The 18930-nt window shown below is 70.8% G+C and carries 22 protein-coding genes; 11 read left to right on the top strand and 11 right to left on the bottom strand.

The window, feature by feature from the left end; all coding sequences use genetic code 11:
* Window positions 1-84: 84 nt before the first annotated feature.
* Window positions 85-1515 (top strand): MFS transporter, encoded by a 1431-nt coding sequence (locus QFZ76_RS18005; RefSeq protein WP_307674695.1) that lies wholly within the window; start codon window positions 85-87, stop codon window positions 1513-1515.
* A gap of 114 nt (window positions 1516-1629) precedes the next feature.
* Window positions 1630-1842, top strand: coding sequence for a hypothetical protein (locus tag QFZ76_RS18010; RefSeq protein WP_266439770.1), 213 nt, complete (start codon window positions 1630-1632; stop codon window positions 1840-1842).
* Here the strand turns inward: QFZ76_RS18010 and QFZ76_RS18015 are convergent.
* The 5 genes from QFZ76_RS18015 to QFZ76_RS18035 all read right to left on the bottom strand — a co-directional run bounded on the left by QFZ76_RS18015 (window position 1839) and on the right by QFZ76_RS18035 (window position 6573).
* A complete protein-coding gene (locus tag QFZ76_RS18015) occupies window positions 1839-2255 on the bottom strand; it encodes a VOC family protein (RefSeq protein WP_307674696.1) in 417 nt (138 codons plus the stop codon). The two genes, QFZ76_RS18010 and QFZ76_RS18015, sit on opposite strands and share 4 nt — an antisense overlap.
* A 69-nt stretch (window positions 2256-2324) precedes the next feature.
* Window positions 2325-2915 (bottom strand): TetR family transcriptional regulator, encoded by a 591-nt coding sequence (locus QFZ76_RS18020; RefSeq protein WP_307674697.1) that lies wholly within the window; start codon window positions 2913-2915, stop codon window positions 2325-2327.
* A 25-nt stretch (window positions 2916-2940) separates the two neighbouring features.
* Window positions 2941-3939, bottom strand: coding sequence for an aldo/keto reductase (locus QFZ76_RS18025; RefSeq protein WP_307680052.1), 999 nt, complete (start codon window positions 3937-3939; stop codon window positions 2941-2943).
* Window positions 3940-4081: 142 nt separating this feature from the next.
* Complete coding sequence (locus tag QFZ76_RS18030) at window positions 4082-5029, bottom strand: DUF4394 domain-containing protein (RefSeq protein ID WP_307674698.1); 948 nt, start codon at window positions 5027-5029, stop codon at window positions 4082-4084.
* A 161-nt stretch (window positions 5030-5190) separates the two neighbouring features.
* The gene (locus QFZ76_RS18035; protein WP_307674699.1) at window positions 5191-6573 is read right to left on the bottom strand and encodes a glycine--tRNA ligase; all 1383 of its coding nucleotides are present in this window, start codon (window positions 6571-6573) and stop codon (window positions 5191-5193) included.
* 174 nt (window positions 6574-6747) lie between these two features.
* Between QFZ76_RS18035 and QFZ76_RS18040 the strand changes: the two genes are divergently transcribed.
* Genes QFZ76_RS18040 through QFZ76_RS18055 form a run of 4 tightly spaced genes read left to right on the top strand, consistent with a single transcriptional unit; the run spans window position 6748 to window position 9895 of the window.
* Window positions 6748-7716, top strand: a complete 969-nt coding sequence (locus tag QFZ76_RS18040; RefSeq protein ID WP_307674700.1) for a zinc ABC transporter substrate-binding protein — start codon at window positions 6748-6750, stop codon at window positions 7714-7716.
* Window positions 7717-7748: 32 nt separating this feature from the next.
* A complete protein-coding gene (locus QFZ76_RS18045; RefSeq protein WP_307674701.1) occupies window positions 7749-8516 on the top strand; it encodes a metal ABC transporter ATP-binding protein in 768 nt (255 codons plus the stop codon).
* A complete protein-coding gene (locus QFZ76_RS18050) occupies window positions 8516-9418 on the top strand; it encodes a metal ABC transporter permease (RefSeq protein ID WP_307674702.1) in 903 nt (300 codons plus the stop codon). Before QFZ76_RS18045 ends, QFZ76_RS18050 begins: the two co-directional genes overlap by 1 nt.
* 60 nt (window positions 9419-9478) lie before the next feature.
* Window positions 9479-9895: a Fur family transcriptional regulator gene (locus tag QFZ76_RS18055; protein ID WP_266439755.1), complete on the top strand. Its 417-nt coding sequence runs from the start codon at window positions 9479-9481 to the stop codon at window positions 9893-9895.
* A 44-nt stretch (window positions 9896-9939) separates the two neighbouring features.
* Here QFZ76_RS18055 and QFZ76_RS18060 read toward each other — a convergent pair whose 3' ends face one another.
* The 3 genes from QFZ76_RS18060 to QFZ76_RS18070 form a co-directional block, all read right to left on the bottom strand.
* A complete protein-coding gene (locus QFZ76_RS18060; RefSeq protein ID WP_307674703.1) occupies window positions 9940-10773 on the bottom strand; it encodes an isoprenyl transferase in 834 nt (277 codons plus the stop codon).
* 70 nt (window positions 10774-10843) lie between these two features.
* Window positions 10844-11593 carry a DNA repair protein RecO gene (recO, locus tag QFZ76_RS18065; protein WP_307674704.1) on the bottom strand — a complete coding sequence of 250 codons (750 nt, stop codon included), beginning with the start codon at window positions 11591-11593 and terminating at the stop codon, window positions 10844-10846.
* 46 nt (window positions 11594-11639) lie between these two features.
* Window positions 11640-11855 carry a hypothetical protein gene (locus QFZ76_RS18070; protein ID WP_307674705.1) on the bottom strand — a complete coding sequence of 72 codons (216 nt, stop codon included), beginning with the start codon at window positions 11853-11855 and terminating at the stop codon, window positions 11640-11642.
* A gap of 327 nt (window positions 11856-12182) precedes the next feature.
* On the opposite strand from QFZ76_RS18070, the gene QFZ76_RS18080 reads away from it, so the two are divergent.
* The 3 genes from QFZ76_RS18080 to QFZ76_RS18090 all read left to right on the top strand — a co-directional run bounded on the left by QFZ76_RS18080 (window position 12183) and on the right by QFZ76_RS18090 (window position 14785).
* On the top strand, window positions 12183-13013 hold the full coding sequence (locus QFZ76_RS18080; RefSeq protein WP_307680053.1) for a helix-turn-helix transcriptional regulator: 831 nt from the start codon (window positions 12183-12185) through the stop codon (window positions 13011-13013).
* On the top strand, window positions 12995-13213 hold the full coding sequence (locus QFZ76_RS18085) for a DUF397 domain-containing protein (RefSeq protein WP_307674707.1): 219 nt from the start codon (window positions 12995-12997) through the stop codon (window positions 13211-13213). Before QFZ76_RS18080 ends, QFZ76_RS18085 begins: the two co-directional genes overlap by 19 nt.
* 78 nt (window positions 13214-13291) lie before the next feature.
* Window positions 13292-14785, top strand: a complete 1494-nt coding sequence (locus tag QFZ76_RS18090) for an alpha/beta hydrolase (RefSeq protein WP_307674708.1) — start codon at window positions 13292-13294, stop codon at window positions 14783-14785.
* Window positions 14786-14788: 3 nt separating this feature from the next.
* On the opposite strand, the gene QFZ76_RS18095 is transcribed toward QFZ76_RS18090, so the two are convergent.
* Window positions 14789-15937: an abortive phage infection protein gene (locus QFZ76_RS18095; RefSeq protein ID WP_307674709.1), complete on the bottom strand. Its 1149-nt coding sequence runs from the start codon at window positions 15935-15937 to the stop codon at window positions 14789-14791.
* A 153-nt stretch (window positions 15938-16090) separates the two neighbouring features.
* Here QFZ76_RS18095 and bla point away from each other — a divergent pair, with 153 nt between their 5' ends.
* The gene (gene bla, locus QFZ76_RS18100) at window positions 16091-16966 is read left to right on the top strand and encodes a class A beta-lactamase (protein ID WP_307674710.1); all 876 of its coding nucleotides are present in this window, start codon (window positions 16091-16093) and stop codon (window positions 16964-16966) included.
* On the opposite strand, the gene QFZ76_RS18105 is transcribed toward bla, so the two are convergent.
* On the bottom strand, window positions 16959-17774 hold the full coding sequence (locus tag QFZ76_RS18105; RefSeq protein ID WP_307674711.1) for a helix-turn-helix domain-containing protein: 816 nt from the start codon (window positions 17772-17774) through the stop codon (window positions 16959-16961). The genes bla and QFZ76_RS18105 overlap by 8 nt on opposite strands.
* A gap of 56 nt (window positions 17775-17830) precedes the next feature.
* Here QFZ76_RS18105 and QFZ76_RS18110 point away from each other — a divergent pair, with 56 nt between their 5' ends.
* Window positions 17831-18403, top strand: coding sequence for a class I SAM-dependent methyltransferase (locus QFZ76_RS18110; RefSeq protein WP_307674712.1), 573 nt, complete (start codon window positions 17831-17833; stop codon window positions 18401-18403).
* Here the strand turns inward: QFZ76_RS18110 and QFZ76_RS18115 are convergent.
* Window positions 18377-18841: a protein phosphatase gene (locus QFZ76_RS18115; RefSeq protein WP_307680054.1), complete on the bottom strand. Its 465-nt coding sequence runs from the start codon at window positions 18839-18841 to the stop codon at window positions 18377-18379. The genes QFZ76_RS18110 and QFZ76_RS18115 overlap by 27 nt on opposite strands.
* Between the last annotated feature and the right edge of the window lie 89 nt (window positions 18842-18930).

Genomic DNA, 18930 nt, shown 5'->3' on the forward strand with positions numbered 1-18930 from the left:
GTCCACACCCTGTTTCCAGGTGCTTCTTGTACCAGGATAAGAAGACTCTGGTACCCGTCTCGGAGCGGCCGCAGGCTCATACCCGTGACCGAAACCACGACCACCCCACGCCCGACCCGCCCCTCCCCCACCCCACCGGAGCTCGGCGGGCTCGGCCTGTTCACGGTGCTGCTGGCCGCGGCACTGCCCCTCGTCGACTTCTTCATCGTCAACGTCGCCCTGCCGACCATCGGCTCGGACCTCGCCGCGAGCGAGTCGGTCCTGGAGCTCGTCGTCTCCGGGTACGGCCTGGCGTACGCCGTCCTGCTCGTCCTCGGCGGCCGGCTCGGCGACCTCTTCGGCCGGCGCCGCCTCTTCCTGGGCGGCATGGCCGCCTTCGGGCTGACCTCGCTGGCGTGCGGGCTCGCGCCCACCGCCTGGACGCTGGTCGCGGCCCGGGTCGCGCAGGGCGCGGCGTCCGCCGCGATGCTGCCGCAGGTGCTCGCCACCATCCAGGCGGCCACCGCGGGCCCGCGCCGCGCCAAGGCGATGAGCCTGTACGGCGCGACGGCCGGCCTGTCGATGGTGGCGAGCCAGATCCTGGGCGGCGTCCTCGTCTCGGCCGACATCGCGGGCACCGGCTGGCGCTCGGTGTTCCTGGTGAACGTGCCGGTCGTCCTCGTCGGCCTCGTCCTCGCCGCCCGCGCGATCCCGGAGACCCGGGCGCAGCGCCCGGAACCGGTGGACGGCCCCGGCACGCTCCTGCTGGCCGCCTCGCTGATCGCCCTGCTGGCCCCGCTCACCGAGGGCAGGGCGGCGGGCTGGCCGCTGTGGACGTGGCTGTCGCTGGCGGCGTTCCCGTTCCTGGCGGCGGCGTTCTACGCGGTGGAGCGCAGGGCGGACCGTCTGGGCCGTACGCCGCTGGTGCCGCCGAGCCTGTTCCGGCTGGTGTCGTTGCGGCGCGGGCTGGTGATGATCCTGCCGTTCTCCATCGGGTTCAGCGGCTTCATGTTCGTGATCGCGGTGGCCTTGCAGCAGGGCGCGGGCCTCGGCCCCGTCCAGGCGGGCCTCGCCCTCGCCCCGCTGGCGGTGACGTTCTTCTTCACCTCGCTCGCCGGTCCCCGGCTCATCGCCCGGTACGGCACCCGGGTGGTGACGGCCGGCTCCCTGTTCCAGGTCGTGGGCGTGGGCCTGATCGCCCTGGCCGCGTGGCGTTCCTGGCCGGACCTCGGCGTCGTTGCCCTGCTGCCGGGCGGTGCGATCGCCGGGGTGGGCCAGGCCCTCCAACTTCCCGTGATCTTCCGGATCGTCCTGTCCGAGGTGCCGCCCGCGCGGGCCGGCGTCGGCAGCGGTGTGATGACCACCACCCAGCAGTCGGCGCTGGCGCTGGGTGTGGCCACCCTCGGCACCCTCTTCCTGTCCCTGACTCCGGGTCTGGGCATGCGGGACGCCCTGGTCATCACGCTTCTCGTACAGCTGGCGGCGATCGCCCTGACCGGTCTGCTGAGCCTGCGGCTGCCGAGGACGATCGACTGAGCCCAAGAACACGGGTTGGCCAACGAGCTGTGAAGGATCCCCCGTTGATGTTGGTCTTGCTGCACACTCCTTGCTGCGTCAACGGACTCGCAGGGCGCGGCCTCTGGAGGCAGCATGCTGGAGATCAACACGAGCAAGGTGAGCCGCTGGGACCAGCACGGGCGCGAGCACGTCGTCCGGGTCCAGCGGGCGGGAATGCAGCGCACGATCAGCTGCGACACGTGCGGCTGGCGCAAGGGTGCGCAGTTCCTGCCCTGGCTGAAGGCGGAGGAACACCTGGCGGAGGCGCATCAGGCGACGGTCGATCCGACAGACCGGTCGGCCTAGTCACCGAGCTCGGTGAAGAGCGTCAGCTGAAGGGCGCCCGGTGCCTCCAGCCGGGAGTTCAGCGAGTTCCACGGCGTGCGGGTCGGCTCGGCGACCACCTCCGCTCCGGCGGCGGCCAGCTTCTCGGTGGTGGCGACGGAGTCGTCGACCTGGAAGGCGACCCGGATGTGACCGGCCACGCGCCGCCCGACCTCGACCTCGTCGATGAAGGCGGCGTGGTTCGGGTCGGTCAGCTCCAGGGTGGCCCGGCCGGCGTCGAGGATGGTGACCCGCCCGCCCTCGGAGGTGAACGCGCCGCGTTCGGGCAGACCGAGGACGTCGCGGTAGAAGTGCAGGGCCGCGTCGTAGTCGGCCGCCGTGACCACCAGGCGGAGTTCGCGGACAGCGGGTTCCCCGGAGGTTTTCTCGGACATGTCGGCTCCTCGGAGATCGCGGGTTCTGAACCCGACAACCCGGCGCTGTGCCGGGCGATTCCCGCCGCCCTAGACCCCCAGCCCCCGCAGCAGCAGCCCCACCACCGCATCGAACTCGTCCTCCACGCCCGGCAGTTCCCACTCCCGGTGGTAGCCGGGGTCGTGGAAGCGGCCGGTCGCCTGGAACAGGGCGCGGGCCGTGGCGGCCGGGTCGGCGACCGTGAACACGCCCGCGTCCACGCCCGCCCGGACGATCCGGGTCAGCTGCCCGGTGAGGTCGGTGATGTGCTCGGCGACCGCCCCGCCGTTCTCGTCGGTCAGCACCATGTACGTGGCGAACAGCTCGGGGTCGTCGCCCGCCTTGCGGCGCTTGGCCTCGAAGAGGGCCGCGAGCCAGTCGCCGAGGCGCTGTCGGGGGTCACGGGACGCGTCGGCGGCGATCCCGGCCAGGGACTCGGACGTGCGGTCCAGCCACCGCTTGGTGACCGCCTCCCGCAGCGCCGCCTTCGTGCGGAAGTGGCGGTAGACGCTGCCGTGGCTGACGCCGAGCGCGCGGGCCACGTCCACCACGGTCGCCTTGGCCGGGCCGTGGCGGCGCAGCACCTCCTCGGTCGCTTCGAGGATGCGCTCGGCGGTCAGGATCTCGCTGGTCGGTGGCATGAGCAGACCGTACCCGGCGCCCGCCTCAGGCCTCGAGGTGCGCCATCTGGGCCGCCGGGTAGCGCTCGCCCGCGGCGGCTCCGGCCGGTACGGCCTCCTCGATCGCGGCGAGGTCGGCCGCGTCCAGCGTGATGTCGAGTGCGCCGAGGGACTCCGTGAGCCGTTCGCGGGTACGGGCGCCGACCAGCGGCACGATGTCGTCGCCCCGCGAGAGCACCCAGGCGATGGCGATCTGCGCGACGCTGGTGCCCTTCTGCTCGGCGATCTTCCGCAGCGCCTCGACGAGGTTCAGGTTGTGCTGGAGGTTCTCGCCCTGGAAGCGCGGGGACATCGCCCGGAAGTCGTTCGCGGCGAGCTGCCGGTCGCCGGTGAAGTGGCCGGAGATCAGACCGCGGGACAGGACGCCGTACGCCGTGACGCCGATGCCCAGTTCGCGGGTGGTCGGCAGGATCTCGTCCTCGATGCCGCGGGAGATCAGCGAGTACTCGATCTGGAGGTCGCTGACGGGGGCGGTGGCGGCGGCCCGGCGGATGGTGTCGGCGCCGACCTCGCTCAGGCCGACATGCCGGACGTACCCCTTCTCGACCAGTTCGGCGATCGCGCCGACCGTCTCCTCGATCGGGACGGCCGGGTCGAGCCGGGCGATCCGGTAGACGTCGATGTGGTCGACGCCGAGGCGCTGGAGCGAGTACGCGGCGAAGTTCTTCACGGCGGCCGGGCGGCCGTCATATCCGGACCAGCCGCCGTCCGGGTCGCGCAGCGCGCCGAACTTCACGCTGACCAGGGCCTGTTCGCGACGGGCGGCGGGCGCGGTGCGCAGGGCCTCGCCGATGAGGAGTTCGTTGTGGCCCATGCCGTAGAAGTCGCCGGTGTCGAGCAGGGTCACGCCCGCCTCCAGGGCGGCGTGGACGGTGGCGATCGACTCGGCGCGGTCGGCGTCGCCGTACAGCGCGGACATGCCCATGCAGCCGAGGCCGAGGGCGGAGACCTGGGGGCCGGTGCTTCCGAGAGTGCGCGTGTGCATCGTCATGACACCCACCATGACATGACAGCTGACAGATATCAATATCTGTCAGCTGTCATGTGTCAGGTGCCAGCCACTTACCGCTGCACGGGTACCCCGCGAGCCGCGCTCAGCCCCCTCCCCACTCAGCCCCGCTCCCCACTCAGCCCTGCTTCAGCGGCAGCGCCAGGTCCACGACCTTGCGGCCGCCGTCGAAGGTGCCGGTGCGGGTGACCGAGCCGTTCAGCAGGTCCACGCGGTAGAGGCGCTGGGCGCCGCCGACCGCCAGGACGCCGTACGCCGTGTTCGAGCCGGTGCGCCGCGAGGTGTAGACGTCGAAGCCCGCGTCAGGGCCCGCGTCGACGCCGAGCTTGCCGGTGGGCGCGAGGTTGCCCGCGTTGGCCGGGGACTGGACGGCGACCTGGTCGTTCACCGTGTCCACGTCGAAGAGGGTGGTGGCGGTGGTCGCGGAGAGGTCGTTGTTCGTGTACGCCGCACCCGTCACGCCGGCCGCCGTGGCACCGGTCGTCGCGGGCGGCACGGGCGGGTTGGTGAGGGTGCCGTCGACCGCGGTGGTGCCGGCGGCGGGCGCGCCGGCCGGGTCGTCGATGTTGTGGCGGAGGTTCTGGCCGGTGTCGCTGATGACCCGGAGCCGGTTGGCGGCCGGGTTGAAGTCGACGCCGAAGGCCGCGCCCTGCAGGGCCACGCTCAGCTGCGAGACCTTGGTGGCCTTGGCGCCGATCTCGCGGATCGTGTAGATGCCGCCCTTGTCGCCGACGCCGTACAGCTTGCCGTTCTGCACCCGGTAGTCGATGCCGACGAGCTTGCTGTCGCCCTTGAGGCCGCCCACCTTGCCGAGCGGGAGGACGCGGTCCGGCCGGTCGACGCGGAAGCTGACGAGACGCCGGTCGTCCGTGAGGCCGATCACGGTGAGCCGGTCGCCGGCGACGCCCTGCGCCCCGGCCACCGAGCCGCCCTGGGTGCTGATCGCCGAGGAGTCGCTCTCCTGCCCCTGGCCCTGCCCCTGCCCCCTGTCGCTCGCGGCGACATAGCCGACGGAACCGATGGCCAGGGCCAGAACGGCCGCCCCGATGACTGCTTGCTTGCGCATGATGCCCCCGTGTAGGTCGGTCACCGCGCCCCGCACTCTGCGAGCCGCGTATGACCTCCTCTTCGGAGCAGCAGGTGTCCTGGATGGGCGAAACCCCGGTTCCGTTACGTCTGTTACGGAACCGGGGTTTTCGTGTGCTCTTCGTGACTAGCGGCCGATCACTAGCAGCCGATCAGTCGGCTCGCCAGGTACCCCTCGATCTGGTCCAGCGATACGCGCTCCTGCTTCATCGAGTCACGCTCGCGCACCGTCACCGCGTTGTCGTCCAGGGTGTCGAAGTCGACGGTCACGCAGAACGGCGTACCGATCTCGTCCTGGCGGCGGTAGCGGCGGCCGATGGCGCCGGCGTCGTCGAAGTCGATGTTCCAGTTCTGGCGCAGCGTCTGGGCCAGGCCCTTGGCCTTCGGGGACAGCTCGGCGTTCCGCGACAGGGGAAGCACCGCGGCCTTCACCGGGGCCAGCCGCGGGTCGAGGCGCAGCACCGTGCGCTTCTCCAGCTTGCCCTTGGCGTTGGGCGCCTCGTCCTCGATGTAGGCGTCGAGCAGGAAGGCGAGCATCGCGCGCCCGACACCGGCCGCCGGCTCGATGACGTACGGGGTCCAGCGCTCCTGGGCGTCCTGGTCGAAGTACGACAGGTCCTGGCCGGAGGCCTTGGAGTGGGCGCCGAGGTCGTAGTCGGTGCGGTTGGCGACGCCCTCCAGCTCACCCCACTCGTTGCCGCCGAACTGGAAGCGGTACTCGATGTCGGCGGTGCGCTTGGAGTAGTGGGAGAGCTTCTCCTTGGGGTGGTCGTACCACCGCATGTTCTCTTCGCGCAGGCCGAGGCCGGTGTACCAGTTCCAGCGCTGCTCCATCCAGTACTCCTGCCACTGCTCGTCCTCGCCCGGCTTGACGAAGAACTCCATCTCCATCTGCTCGAACTCGCGGGTGCGGAAGATGAAGTTGCCGGGCGTGATCTCGTTGCGGAAGGACTTGCCCATCTGGGCGATGCCGAACGGCGGCTTGCGGCGCGAAGTGGTCTGCACCTGGGCGAAGTTGGTGAAGATGCCCTGCGCGGTCTCCGGACGCAGGTAGGCGATCGAGCCGCTGTCCTGGGTCGGGCCGAGGTGGGTGGAGAGCAGACCCGAGAACTGCTTGGGCTCGGTGAACTGACCCTTGTTGCCGCAGTTGGGGCAGTTCACGTCCGCCAGGCCGTTCGCCGGCGGGCGGTTGTGCTTGGCCTCGTACGCCTCTTCAAGGTGGTCGGCACGGAACCGCTTGTGACAGGAGGTGCACTCGGTGAGCGGGTCCGTGAAGGTGGCGACGTGGCCGGAGGCGACCCAGACCTCGGGGGCCAGGATCACGGACGAGTCGATACCGACCACGTCCTCGCGCGACGTCACCATGTAGCGCCACCACTGGCGCTTGAGGTTCTCCTTGAGCTCGACACCGAGGGGCCCGTAGTCCCAGGCGGCCCTGGTGCCGCCGTAGATCTCACTGCTGGGGAATACGAAGCCACGGCGCTTGCTCAGGCTGACGATGGTGTCGATCTTGTCGGCGGCCACGGTGCTCTCTTCATTACGACGACGGGCGACGAAGCGAGATGCTTCAGAGCATTGCTTCAGAGCGAATGCTTCAGGTTACCGGCGTGGGCTCCCCTCCAATCAAATCGGTCCCGGTACCAGGTCTCTCACCACGTTTGTTGACAACGGTTTCCATATTTGTTGAAAATGACTGTCATGAACGTACGACGACAGCACATATCCGGCATCGCGGTCGCCGCGGCCACCGCCCTCGGCCTCGGCACCCTCTCCGCCTGCTCCAGCGACAGCGAGGCGGCGGGCGGCACGGACAAGTTCGACGTCGTCGCCTCGTTCTACCCGATGGCCTTTCTCGCCGAGCAGATCGGCGGCGACCATGTGAACGTCACCAGTCTGACCGAGCCCGGCCAGGAGCCGCACGACCTGGAGATCAGCGCCAAGCAGACCGCGCAGCTCCAGGAGTCCGACGCGGTGCTCTACCTCAAGGACCTCCAGCCCGCCGTCGACAAGGCGGTCGCGCAGGCCGACGTCAAGAACAAGATCGACGCGGCCACCCTGACCAAGCTGGAGGACCACGGCTCCGTGGAGCACGAGCACGAGGGCGAGGAGCCCGCCGCGGAGGAGCCCTCCGAGGAGGAGGAGCACGCCCTCGACCCGCACATCTGGCTCGACCCGGTGAAGTACGCCGAGGTCGCCGAGGGCGTCGCCAAGTCCTTCGAGAAGGCCGACCCGGACAACGCGGCGGACTACGAGAAGAACGCCGCCGCGCTGGCCAAGAAGCTCGGCGACCTCGACACCGCGTTCGCGGACGGCCTGAAGAACACCGACAGCAAGGTCTTCTTCACCAACCACGCCGCCTTCGGCTACCTCGCCGAGCGCTACGGCCTGACCATGGAGGCCATCTCCGGCCTCGACCCGGAGAGCGAGCCCAGCCCGGCCCGGATCAAGGAACTCCAGGAGGAGGCCAAGGCCGACGGCGTCACCACCGTCTTCTACGAGACACTGGTGTCCGACAAGACCGCGAAGACCCTCGCCCAGGACGCGGGCCTCAAGACGGACGTCCTCGACCCGCTCGAGGGCATCACCGACAAGTCCAAGGGCGACGACTACTTCCAGGTCATGGAGTCCAACCTGACCGCGCTGAAAACCGCTCTCGGCGCCAAGTGACCGCTGCGGAGCACGGAGTTACGGAGGACCTCGTGAGCGAGGCCGTCATATCCCTGCGCGGCGTCCGCGCCGAGCTGGGCTCGCGCCCGGTCCTGCGCGGCATCGACCTCACCGTCTCCCGCGGTGAGGTCGTCGCGCTGCTCGGCGCCAACGGCTCCGGCAAGTCGACCGCGATCCGGACCGTCATCGGCCAGGTCCCGGTCAGCGCCGGCGAGATCGAGCTGTTCGGCACCCCGCGCCGCCGCTTCCGCGACTGGGCGCGCGTGGGCTACGTCCCGCAGCGCACCACGGCCGCGGGCGGCGTCCCGGCGACGGTCACCGAGATCGTCTCCTCCGGCCGCCTCTCCCGCGCCCGCTTCGGCATCCTGCGCAAGGCCGACCACGAGGCCGTACGCCGCGCGATCGACCTGGTCGGCCTGGCCGACCGCGCGAAGGACTCCGTCAACGCCCTCTCCGGCGGCCAGCACCAGCGCGTACTGATCGCCCGCGCCCTCGCCGCCGAACCCGAACTCCTGATCATGGACGAGCCGATGGCGGGCGTGGACCTGGCGAGCCAGGAGGTGCTGGCCTCGACCCTGCGCGAGCAGGTCGCCCAAGGCACGAGCGTCCTGCTCGTCCTGCACGAACTGGGCCCCCTGGAGCCCTTGATCAACCGGGCGGTCGTCCTGCGCGACGGCTGCGTCACCCACGACGGCCCGCCCCCGCAGGCCCTCGGCCAGCACGCGCTGCCCGGCCACGACCACGTACACCCGCACGCGGCTCACGACGCCGAACCGATCCGGACGGGACTGCTGAGCTGATGGACCTCCTGAACTACGCCTTCATGCAGCGGGCCCTCCTGGCCGCGGTCCTGGTCGGCATCACGGCCCCGGCCGTCGGCATCTACCTCGTCCAGCGCCGCCAGGCCCTCATGGGCGACGGCATCGGCCACGTGGCGATGACCGGCGTCGGCCTCGGCTTCCTGCTGTCCTGGTCGCCGGTGTGGATGGCCACGCTGGTGTCCGTGCTCGGCGCGGTCGCCATGGAGCTGATCCGCTGGTACGGCAAGACCCGCGGCGACATCGCCCTCGCGATGCTCTTCTACGGCGGTATGGCCGGCGGTGTGATGCTCATCAACCTCGCGCCGACGGGCTCGAACGCGAACCTGACCTCGTACCTCTTCGGCTCCCTGTCGACGGTGAGCGAGTCGGACATCACGGCGATCTGCATCCTGGCCGCCTTCGTGGTGCTGGTCTCCGTCGGCCTGCGCCGCCAGCTGTTCGCGGTGAGCCAGGACGAGGAGTTCGCGCGGGTCACCGGCCTGCCGGTGCGGGCCCTGAACCTGCTGACGGCGGTCACGGCCGCGGTCACGGTGACGGTCGCGATGCGCGTGGTCGGCCTGCTGCTGGTGTCGGCGCTGATGGTGGTGCCGGTGGCGGCGGCGCAGCAGCTGAGCCGCAGCTTTGCGGCCACTTTCGCGATCGCGGTGGCCATCGGGGTCTCGGTGGCGGTCGGCGGCACCGTGACGTCGTACTACCAGGACGTGCCGCCCGGCGCGACGATCGTGCTGCTGGCCATTGGGGCGTTCGTCCTCATGACCGCGCTGGCGGCCCCGCTGGCCCGGCGCCGCGCGCGGGCCCTGGCGGCCGCGCATCCCGCCGGGGACCCGGCGGAGTGTGCGATTCCGGCCAGCCGTGGATCCGACGGAAAGGTCGGCGTCTGACCGCTGACAGGCCGGACTGGCACAATGGCCCGGCAGGTGCAGACGTTAGGGAGGCAACCGGTGACGACCGCAGGACCGTCCGTGAAGGGCCGCGCAACCCGGCAGCGGGCCGCCGTGGCGGCGGCCCTCGACGAGGTCGACGAGTTCCGCAGTGCCCAGGATCTCCACGACATGCTCAAGCACAAGGGCGACTCGGTCGGGCTGACCACGGTCTACCGCACGCTCCAGTCCCTCGCCGACGCCGGCGAGGTCGATGTCCTGCGCACCTCCGACGGCGAGTCCGTCTACCGCCGCTGCTCCACCGGCGAGCACCACCACCACCTCGTCTGCCGCGTCTGCGGCAAGGCCGTGGAGGTCGAGGGCCCGGCGGTGGAGACCTGGGCGGAGGCCATCGCGTCGGAACACGGGTTCGTGAACGTGGCGCACACGGTGGAGATCTTCGGAACGTGCGAGGACTGCGCGGCGAAGACGGCGTAGCGGCCCCAGCAGCCCCGACAGCCCCGACAGCCCCGACAGCGGGCCTACTCCTGCTCGCCCTCCATGGCCAGCAGCTCCTCGTTCGGAATCGCCCCGCCGAAGCGCCGGTCCCGCGAGGCGAACTCCACGCACGCCCGCCACAGGTCGCGCCGGTCGAAGTCCGGCCACAGCACGTTCTGGAAGACCATCTCGGCGTAGGCGCTCTGCCACAGCAGGTAGTTGGACGTGCGCTGCTCGCCGCTCGGCCGCAGGAACAGGTCCACGTCCGGCATGTCCGGGTAGTACAGGTACTTCTGGATGGTCTTCTCGGAGACCTTCGACGGGTCCAGGCGCCCCGCCTTCACGTCCTCCGCCATCGCCTGCATCGCGTCCGCGAGCTCGGCGCGGCCGCCGTAGTTCATGCAGAAGTACAGCGTCAGCCTGTCGTTGTCCTTGGTCTGCTCCTGGGCGACCTGGAGTTCCTTGGCGACGGACTTCCACAGCCGGGGCATACGGCCCACCCAGCGCACCCGGACACCGAGCTCGTCGAGCTGGTCGCGGGACTTGCGGATGAAGTCGCGGTTGAAGTTCATCAGGAAGCGCACCTCGTCCGGCGAGCGCTTCCAGTTCTCGGTGGAGAAGGCGTACAGGGAGATGTTCTTCACGCCCATCTCGATCGAGCCCTGGAGCACGTCCAGCACCCGCTCGGCGCCGACCTTGTGCCCCTCGGTGCGCGGCAGGCCGCGTTCCTTGGCCCAGCGGCCGTTCCCGTCCATGACGATCGCCACATGGGTGGGCACCAGCTCGCCGGGGAGCTTCGGCGGGCGGGCCCCGGACGGGTGCGGCTCCGGCGTCTTGTACTCACGGCGCTGGCGCCCCAGGATCCCGCGTACGGCCATGTGCTTCTCGTCTCCTCTGTGTGCTTGTCCTCGGTGGCGCTTGTCCTCGGTGGCGCTTGTCCTCGGTGGCTTACGCCTTTTCCACGTACCTGAGCGAGCGCAGCCCGCGCTCCAGATGCCAGTGCAGGTAGGCGGACACCAGCCCGCTCCCCTCCCGGACATGCCGCGGCTCGCTCGCGTCCGCGGTCTCCCAGTCTCCCGTAAGCAGCGCCCCGAGGAGTTCCAGGGTCTGCGGCGACGGTACGACACTCCCCGGCACCCGGCAGTCGACGCAGACCGAGCCCCCGGCCGCCACGGAGAAGAACCGGTTCGGCCCGGGCATGCCGCACTTCGCGCAGTCGGTGAAGGTGGGCGCGTAGCCGTTCACGGCGAGGGAACGGAGGAGAAAGGCGTCGAGGATGAGGTGCGGGGCGTGCTCGCCGCGGGCGAGGGTCCGCAGGGCCCCGACGAGCAGCAGATACTGCTGCACCGCCGGCTCGCCCTCGTGGTCGGTGAACCGCTCGGCGGTCTCCAGCATGGCCGTCCCGGCGGTGTAGCGCGCGTAGTCCGCGACGATCCCGCCCCCGTACGGCGCGATGGTCTCGCTCTGCGTGCACAGCGGCAGCCCGCGCCCGATCAGCTCGCTGCCGCGCGCGAAGAACTGCACGTCGACGTGGGAGAAGGGCTCCAGCCGGGCCCCGAACTTGGACTTGGTCCTGCGCACCCCACGGGCCACGGCCCGTACCCGCCCGTGACCGCGCGTGAGCAGCGTGATGATCCGGTCCGCCTCACCCAGCTTCTGGGTGCGCAGCACGATGCCGTCGTCACGGAACAGACTCATGGGCCCATTCTCGCCTACGCCGGCTGTCCCCCGTCGTCCCCGGGCTTCAAGGCACCTCGCCGCGGCTTCGCGCGTTGGCGTACGCCGTCATCACGCTCAGCCGCTCGGCAGGCGTGGCATGCCGCACGGCACCCGGCTCGGCGTCCCACTCCCGCCCCCCGCCATACGGTCTCAGTTGCACATACGGCCCCTCATGCCCCATCACGATCCCCATCCGCCCGCTCCGGGTGTCCACGACATACGCCCCCACCGGCGGCTTCACCGCAGTACCGCCGCGAGTCGCTGCGCGGTCTCGACGGAACACCGCCCCAATTCGACGAGCGGACAGGGCACCTCCCGCGCAAGACTTACGGGGTCGAGCCCGATTGACGGCAGCGTAATTCCCGCCACAAGAAGCGCCGAGCGCAATTCTTTCACCGTTTCCTCCGCCTCTTCGACGCAGTGCGCCGAGTGCCGTGACTCCACAGACCTCACCGTGCTCCCCTTCCTTTTCGGGTTTCACTCTTCTCATCTCCAGGGTGCCCTGCGGGGCCTACACTCGGCAGGAGTCTGTGCACTACAAGTGGAGGTCAGCGGAGGGTGGTTGGCTGTGGCCAATGGTTCACGGCAAGCAGTCTGGGAGTTCTTCGGGGCGGAACTCAAGCGACGGCGGGAGGATGCCGGGATCACTCAAGTGGAGCTGGGCTTACGGGTTTTCGTGTCCGGCGGGTACATCGGGCAGTTCGAACAGGCTATTCGGAAACCGCAATTGGATGTGGCGCAGAGGATTGACGAGGCACTACAAACTGACGGTATTTTCGAGCGGCTGTGCCGGAAGCTCATCGATGATCCGCGGTATGCGGATTACTTCGCGGGGGTTGTCGAGCTGGAGCGGCTGGCAACGTCGATCTGCGACTTCGAGCTGGCCGCCGTTCCCGGGCTCCTGCAAACACCGGCTTACGCGAGGGCACTCACTCTGGCGACGCACCCCTTCGCCACAGACGAGTTCGCCGACGGCAGGGCCGCCGCCCGCATGGAGCGGTCCCAGATCCTCAGGGACGCTACAAGGCCCGTGTATTGGGCGATCGTGCATGAGGCCGCGCTCCGCATCCCGGTGGGCGGGCCAGAAGTCGCGGCACAGGCGTTGGAGCACGTGGCTGCATCGGCAAGGGACCGGAAGGTACTGCTCCAGGTGTTTCCGTTCGCAGCGGGGGCACCCGCCGACAGCGGCTCCCTGCGGCTCATGGACTTCGACGATGCGCCCCCGGTCGCCTATACAGAGACGTCGTTTTCGGGGACGTTGCTGGATGACCCAGCCGTGGTGAAGCGAGCACAGCGCGCATACGATCTGCTCAGGGGTGCCGCGCTGTCGCCGGAGGCGTCCCTCGCCCTGATCGAGTCGGCGGCTGAGGACTTCAGACGATGCACGAGTACGACCTGAGCAACGCATCCTGGCGCAAGAGCAGTTACAGCAACGGCGACGGAGGCAACTGCGTCCAGGTCGCCGACGGATTCCCCGGTGCCGTCGTACCGGTCCGCGACAGCAAGGTGCCCGGCGGAGCGGTGCTGTTGATCGGGGCGGGTGCGTGGACGGAGTTCGTCGGTGCCGTTGGGCCGCGCGACGAGCCGGCCGCCCCCTAGGTCGGGGGGCAATCCCCCCTGAGTACCGGGTAGTTGGCCGGATGGGGCGGCCGGGAAAGATCCGCGAGGCTCGTCCACATGACGCAGACGACGCAGATCAAGAGAAACGCCGCCCTGATCGCCACCTCCGCCGTCCTCCTCGGTCTCACCGCCCCCCTCACCACGTCCGCCTCCGCCGCCACCGCCACCCCCTCCCTCCGGTGGACCAAGTGCGCGGGCACCGGCCTCGACCCCCGCCAACAGTGCGCCACCCTCGAAGTGCCGATGGACCACACCCGCCCGGGCGGCAGGAAGATCGGCGTCGCCGTCTCGCGCATCCCCGCGGAGGACCCCGCCACCCGGCGCGGCGCGCTGATGCTGATCCCGGGCGGACCGGGCGGATCCAGTCTCAACGACCCGTCCGGCAAGGGGCAGAAGCTGCCCCAGGACGTACGCGACACCTACGACCTGATCGGCTTCGCCCCGCGCGGGGTCGCCCCCTCCACCTCCGTCGACTGCGGGCTCGAGCACGCCGACCTCGCCCTCTCGAAACTGCGGCCGTGGCCCGCCGCGGACGGTTCCGTCGCCGAGAACATGGTCACCGCGCAGCGTCTGGCGGACGCCTGTGCCCGCAACGGCGGCGAGTTGATGCGGCACATCGACACGGTCGCCGAGGCCCGCGACCTCGACCGCATCCGGGCGGCGCTCGGAGAGCGGAAAATCTCGGCGTGGGGAGTGTCGTACGGGACGTACGTCGGCTCGGTCTACAGCCAGCTGTTCCCGCAGCGCACCGACCGGATCGTGCTGGACAGCAACGACGACCCCGATCCCACCCGCGTCTCCCGCGCCTGGCTCGCCGGGCACGAGCAGGGCGTCGAGGACGTCTTCCCCGAGTTCGCGACGTGGGCGTCGGCGCCGGACAACCCGGACCGGCTGGCCGGGACGGCGGCCGAGGTGCGGCCGCTGTTCCTGAAGCTGGCCGCGCGGCTCGACCGGAAGCCCATCCCGTGGCCCGGCGCCAACCCCGAGGAGCTGAACGGCAACGTGCTGCGCCAGACGCTGCTGGACACCTTGTACTCGCCCAGCCGCTTCCCCGCCCTGGCCAAGCTGATCCTGGCCGCCCGGGCCGGCACCGTGCCGCCCGCGCCGGCCGCCCCGCCGGAGCAGGTCCTGCAGAACGTCGCCGCGGTCGGCGCCGCGACCCTGTGCAACGACGTGGCGTGGCCCGCGTCGGCCGCCGAGTACCAGAAGGGCGTCGACGAAAGCCGGGTCACGTACCCGCTGACCGCGGGCATGCCGCGCAACGCGATGGTGTGTGCCGCCTGGCCGACCCCGCCGAAGCAGGCGCCGGTACGGATCACCGACCGCGGGCCGTCCAACATCCTGCTCGTGCAGAACGAACGGGACGTCGCCACCCCGCTCGCCGGCGCCCTCAAGCTCCGCCGCGCCCTCGGCGACCGTGCCGTCATGGTCATCGTGAACTCCACCGGCCACGACGCCTACCTCGCCCACGGCAACGCCTGCGGGGACGACACGGTGTCCCGCTTCCTCGCCACGGGTGAGCGGCCCGACGCGGACGTCTACTGCGACTGACGTCTACCGCGGCTGACGGGAGCGGCACGCCCTGGCATAGCGTCGGGCCAGGGCGTGGAACGCCTCCTTCCGCTCCCAGTGCCATCCCGAAGACGGGTCGTCCGGACGGTCCTTGATGGACTTGGTGATGCTGTAGCTCGCCAGGTCGAGGTCGTAGCGCGGTTCGTCGGGGCGGTGCGGGGCGTCGGCGGTGACGAACTCGAAGGCCATGGCCGCGTACAGGCCCACGGACTCGAAGACGTCGAGCAGATCGGTCAGATAGGCGGCCTGGACGCGCTCGCTGCGGACCAGGTCGCCCTTGATCTCCGGCGGGTCCTTCTCGTAGTCGACGATGGACCAGCCCATGCCGCCCGCCTCGGGAGCACCGACGTACGTGCACGTGCCGAACTCGGTGATCGCGAGGGGCTTGCCCCACCGGAGGTACTTCTTCAGCTCCCGTACGTAGGCGCTCCGGTCGCGGAAGTACGAGTAGTAGTCGATGCCGACGATGTCGAAGAGGTTCCAGTCGACCCGGTCGTCCTGGCCGGCGGCGTAGCTCAGCCGGCCGCGGAAGACCGAGCGGCCCACCTTCGCCGCCTTCGCGGTGAAGCGGTCCAGGCGGCGCTGCATCAGCTCCCAGTCGACCGTGCCGTTCTGCAGGTTCTCGATGCGCTCCAGGACGTTCTCCCCCGGCACGATCCCGGGCACGAACAGCCAGAACTCGCAGCCCACGCTGAGGTCCACGCTCGCGCCCTGCCGCCGCAGCCGCTCCGCGAACCGCCCGGTCTCCGCGAGGTGTTCGAGGATGTCCCCCTCCGGAACGTCCCCGAGGGTCGGCTGGAGCCACACGTGCAGTCCGCGCTCGGCGGCCTCGGCGGCGGTGGCGGTCAGGCGCTCGACGCCGTCGCCGGTGACGTCGAGGGTGTCGGCGTGCAGGTCCTCGCGGATCGCGCGGACGTCGGCACGCATGCGGGCGGTGCTGAAGGCCGTGCCGGGGGTCTCGCCGGCCCCGACGGTGTAGACGACGCCGTGGTGCCTCAGCCCGCGTCCGGTCCCCGCGGCCTCCCGTGCGGTCGCCGCGGCCGGGCGTGCGGGCAGTGTCGCCGCCCCGACTCCCAGGGCCGCCGCCCCGGCCAGGAACTGTGCTCGGTTGATTCCCTTCGTCTTCTCCATGCCGTCACTGTGCCGAGCGCGGGAGCGCACCGCCGTCCCCCGATGGTCTACGGCCCCGCAACCAAGGGATGAGATCCGGCGTCGGTCACTGGAGAGATCGTCGACGCACAGCGAGCGAAGGAGAACAAGATCTTAGGCTCCGCCACCTCCCCGATGACCCGACGCACCCTCCTCGCGGCCGGCACGGCCACCACGGCCACGCTGCTCGCCGGCGTTCCCGCGCACGCCACCGGCGACCCGGGCGTCACCGCCCGCCTCCGCCGCCTGGAGGAGCGACACGGCGCCCGGCTGGGCGTGTTCGCCCACAACCTCGCCACCCAGCGGTCCGTCCGCCACCGCGCCGACGAGCTGTTCCCGATGTGCTCCCTGTTCAAGACGCTCGCGCCCGCGGCCGTCCTGCGCGACCTGGATCGCAGCGGCGAGTTCCTGGCCCGCCGTATCCACTACACGGAGGCCGACCTGCCGGCGACGGGTTCCGACAAGACCAGGGAGCACCTGGCCGAGGGCATGACCGTCGCCGAACTCGCCGAGGTGGCCATCATCTACAGCGACAACGGCGCGGGCAACCTCCTCCTGCGCGAACTCGGCGGCCCCACCGCGATCACCCGCTTCGCCCGCTCCCTGGGCGACCCGGTGACGCGCCTCGACCGCTGGGAGACGGACCTCAACTCGGCCGAGCCATGGCGGATCACGGACACGACAAGCCCGTACGCCATCGGCCGGACGTACGGCCGGCTGGCCCTCGGCGAGGCGCTGAACCGCAAGGACCGAGCCCTCCTCACGCACTGGCTGCTGAACAACACGACCAGCGGCAAACGTTTCCGCGCGGGCCTCCCGACGACCTGGACGATCGCCGACAAGACGGGCTCCGGCTCCTACGGCACCACCAACAACGTGGGAATCGCCTGGACCGACACCGGCGCTCCCGTCGTCCTGTCCGTCCTGTCGACCAAGCCCGACCAGGACGCGGCCTGGGACGACGCCCTGGTCGCGGAGGCGGCGGCGCTGCTCGCCGAAGCCCTCAGCTGACCGGGAAGTACTGCCTCGGGGTCACCCCGACCAGCCGGTGGAACGCGGCGGTGAAGGAGCTGGCCGTCGCGTAGCCGACGCGGTGGGCCACCGACTCGATCGGCAGGCCCGCCGCGAGGTACGGCATCGCCGACTGCATCCGCGCCCGCTCCCGCCACTGCCCGAAGGAAAGGCCCGTCTCCGCGACGAAGAGCCGGGCCAAGGTCCGTGCGCTGGCGCCGGCTTGGCCTCCCCAGTCGGCGAGGCTCCGGCCGTCCGCGGGGTCGGCCCGCAGCGCCTCGGCCACCGTGCGGGCGCGCGGGTCGCGGGGCAGGGGCGCGGAAACGCTGGTGACCGGCACCGGACGCAGCTCGTCGAGGAGGACAGCCTCGGCGCGTGACCGGGCGTCCGGGCCCAGTCCCGGGTGGATCAGATGGTCGATGAGCGCCCGCAGCAAGGGAGTCACCGCCACCACGGTCGGCTCGCGCCAGTCGATGTGCGGGCAGCACTCCGGATCGACGTACGCACTGCGCATGACAGCGTCCCCCGCCGACTCCGTGGCGTGCACGACCCTCGCCGGGATCCACAGGGCCAGCGACGGCGGCAGCAGCCACACCCCCTGCTCGCTGCGCACCCGCAGCAACCCTTTGGCCGACCAGGCGAGTTGATGGAAGTCATGCCAGTGAGTGGTGAAGGCGCTGCCGCGCGGCATGCTGAAGTGACCGACGAAGATGCCCGAACCGGCGGTGCCGTACGGGCGGTACCGTCCGCCCGGCTGACCGCTCGGCTGTCCGTCCGGCTGTCCGTCCGGCTGTCCGTTCGGCGACATGGGACGGCACACTAGCGCGTGGCGGACGGCCGTACGCCCCGCCTAGCGTCGATGCCATGCCGATGAACCGAGCCCACCGCAAACTGTGCAGCTCCGAGAAGTGGGCGCAGACGACGAAGGACCACATCCTGCCCTGGGCCCTCGAACACGTGGAACTGGGCGCCGACGTACTGGAGATCGGCCCCGGCTACGGCGCCAACCTCCGCGTCCTCGCCGACCTGGTCCCCCGCCTGACGGCCGCCGAGATCGACGCGGACACGGTCCGGCTGCTCCAGGACACGTGGGGCGACCGCGCCCGCATCCTCCTCGCGGACGGCGCCGAACTCCCCCTGCCGGGGGCGTCCTTCGACTCCGTCGTCTGCTTCACGATGCTCCACCACGTGCCCACGGCCGCCCACCAGGACCGCATCTTCGCCGAGGCGTTCCGCGTCGTGCGCCCCGGCGGCACCTTCGCCGGCAGCGACAGCCAGCCGGGCCTGCGCTTCCGCATCCTCCACTTCCGGGACACGATGAACACCCTCGACCCGGCGGGTCTGCCGGCCCGCCTCAAGGAGGCCGGCTTCACGGACGTGTCCGTCGACACGCACCCGCAGAGCGGCGGCCTACGATTCCGCGCCCGCCGCCCCTGAACCCGCCGCCGCCCCGAACCGCCGTACGTACCGCCGCTGCCACGGCGTTTCCACCGCGTGCCGGTCGTAGTGGCGGCGGACGTACGCGACGGCCTCCCCGGCCGGCACGCCGTCCAGCACCGCGAGACACCCCAGCGCCGTGCCCGTACGGCCGCGGCCGCCGCCGCAGGCCAGCTCCACGCGCTCGCCGGCGGCCCGCTCCCAGGCCTCGGTGAGGACCGCGCGGGCCACCGCGTGGTCGGCGGGCAGCCGGAAGTCGGGCCAGCGCAGCCAGCGGGACTCCCACTCCACCACGGGCGGCTGCCGGCCGAGCAGATAGATGCCGTACGACGGGCTCGGCGCCCCCGGTGCGAGGGGGTGCCGCAGACCCCGGCCCCGCACCAGCCGCCCGGACGGCAGCCGCAGCACCCCGGTGTCCCGCTCGTCCCACCGCTCCATACTCACCACCAGACCATTCGAACGCGGCATCGGATCCCGGGCAACCGAATCCGGCGGAACGGTGGTCTGGAGGGCGAGGGAGGGTGCTT

The organism is Streptomyces sp. V4I2, from assembly GCF_030817655.1.
Lineage (GTDB): Bacteria > Actinomycetota > Actinomycetes > Streptomycetales > Streptomycetaceae > Streptomyces > Streptomyces plumbiresistens.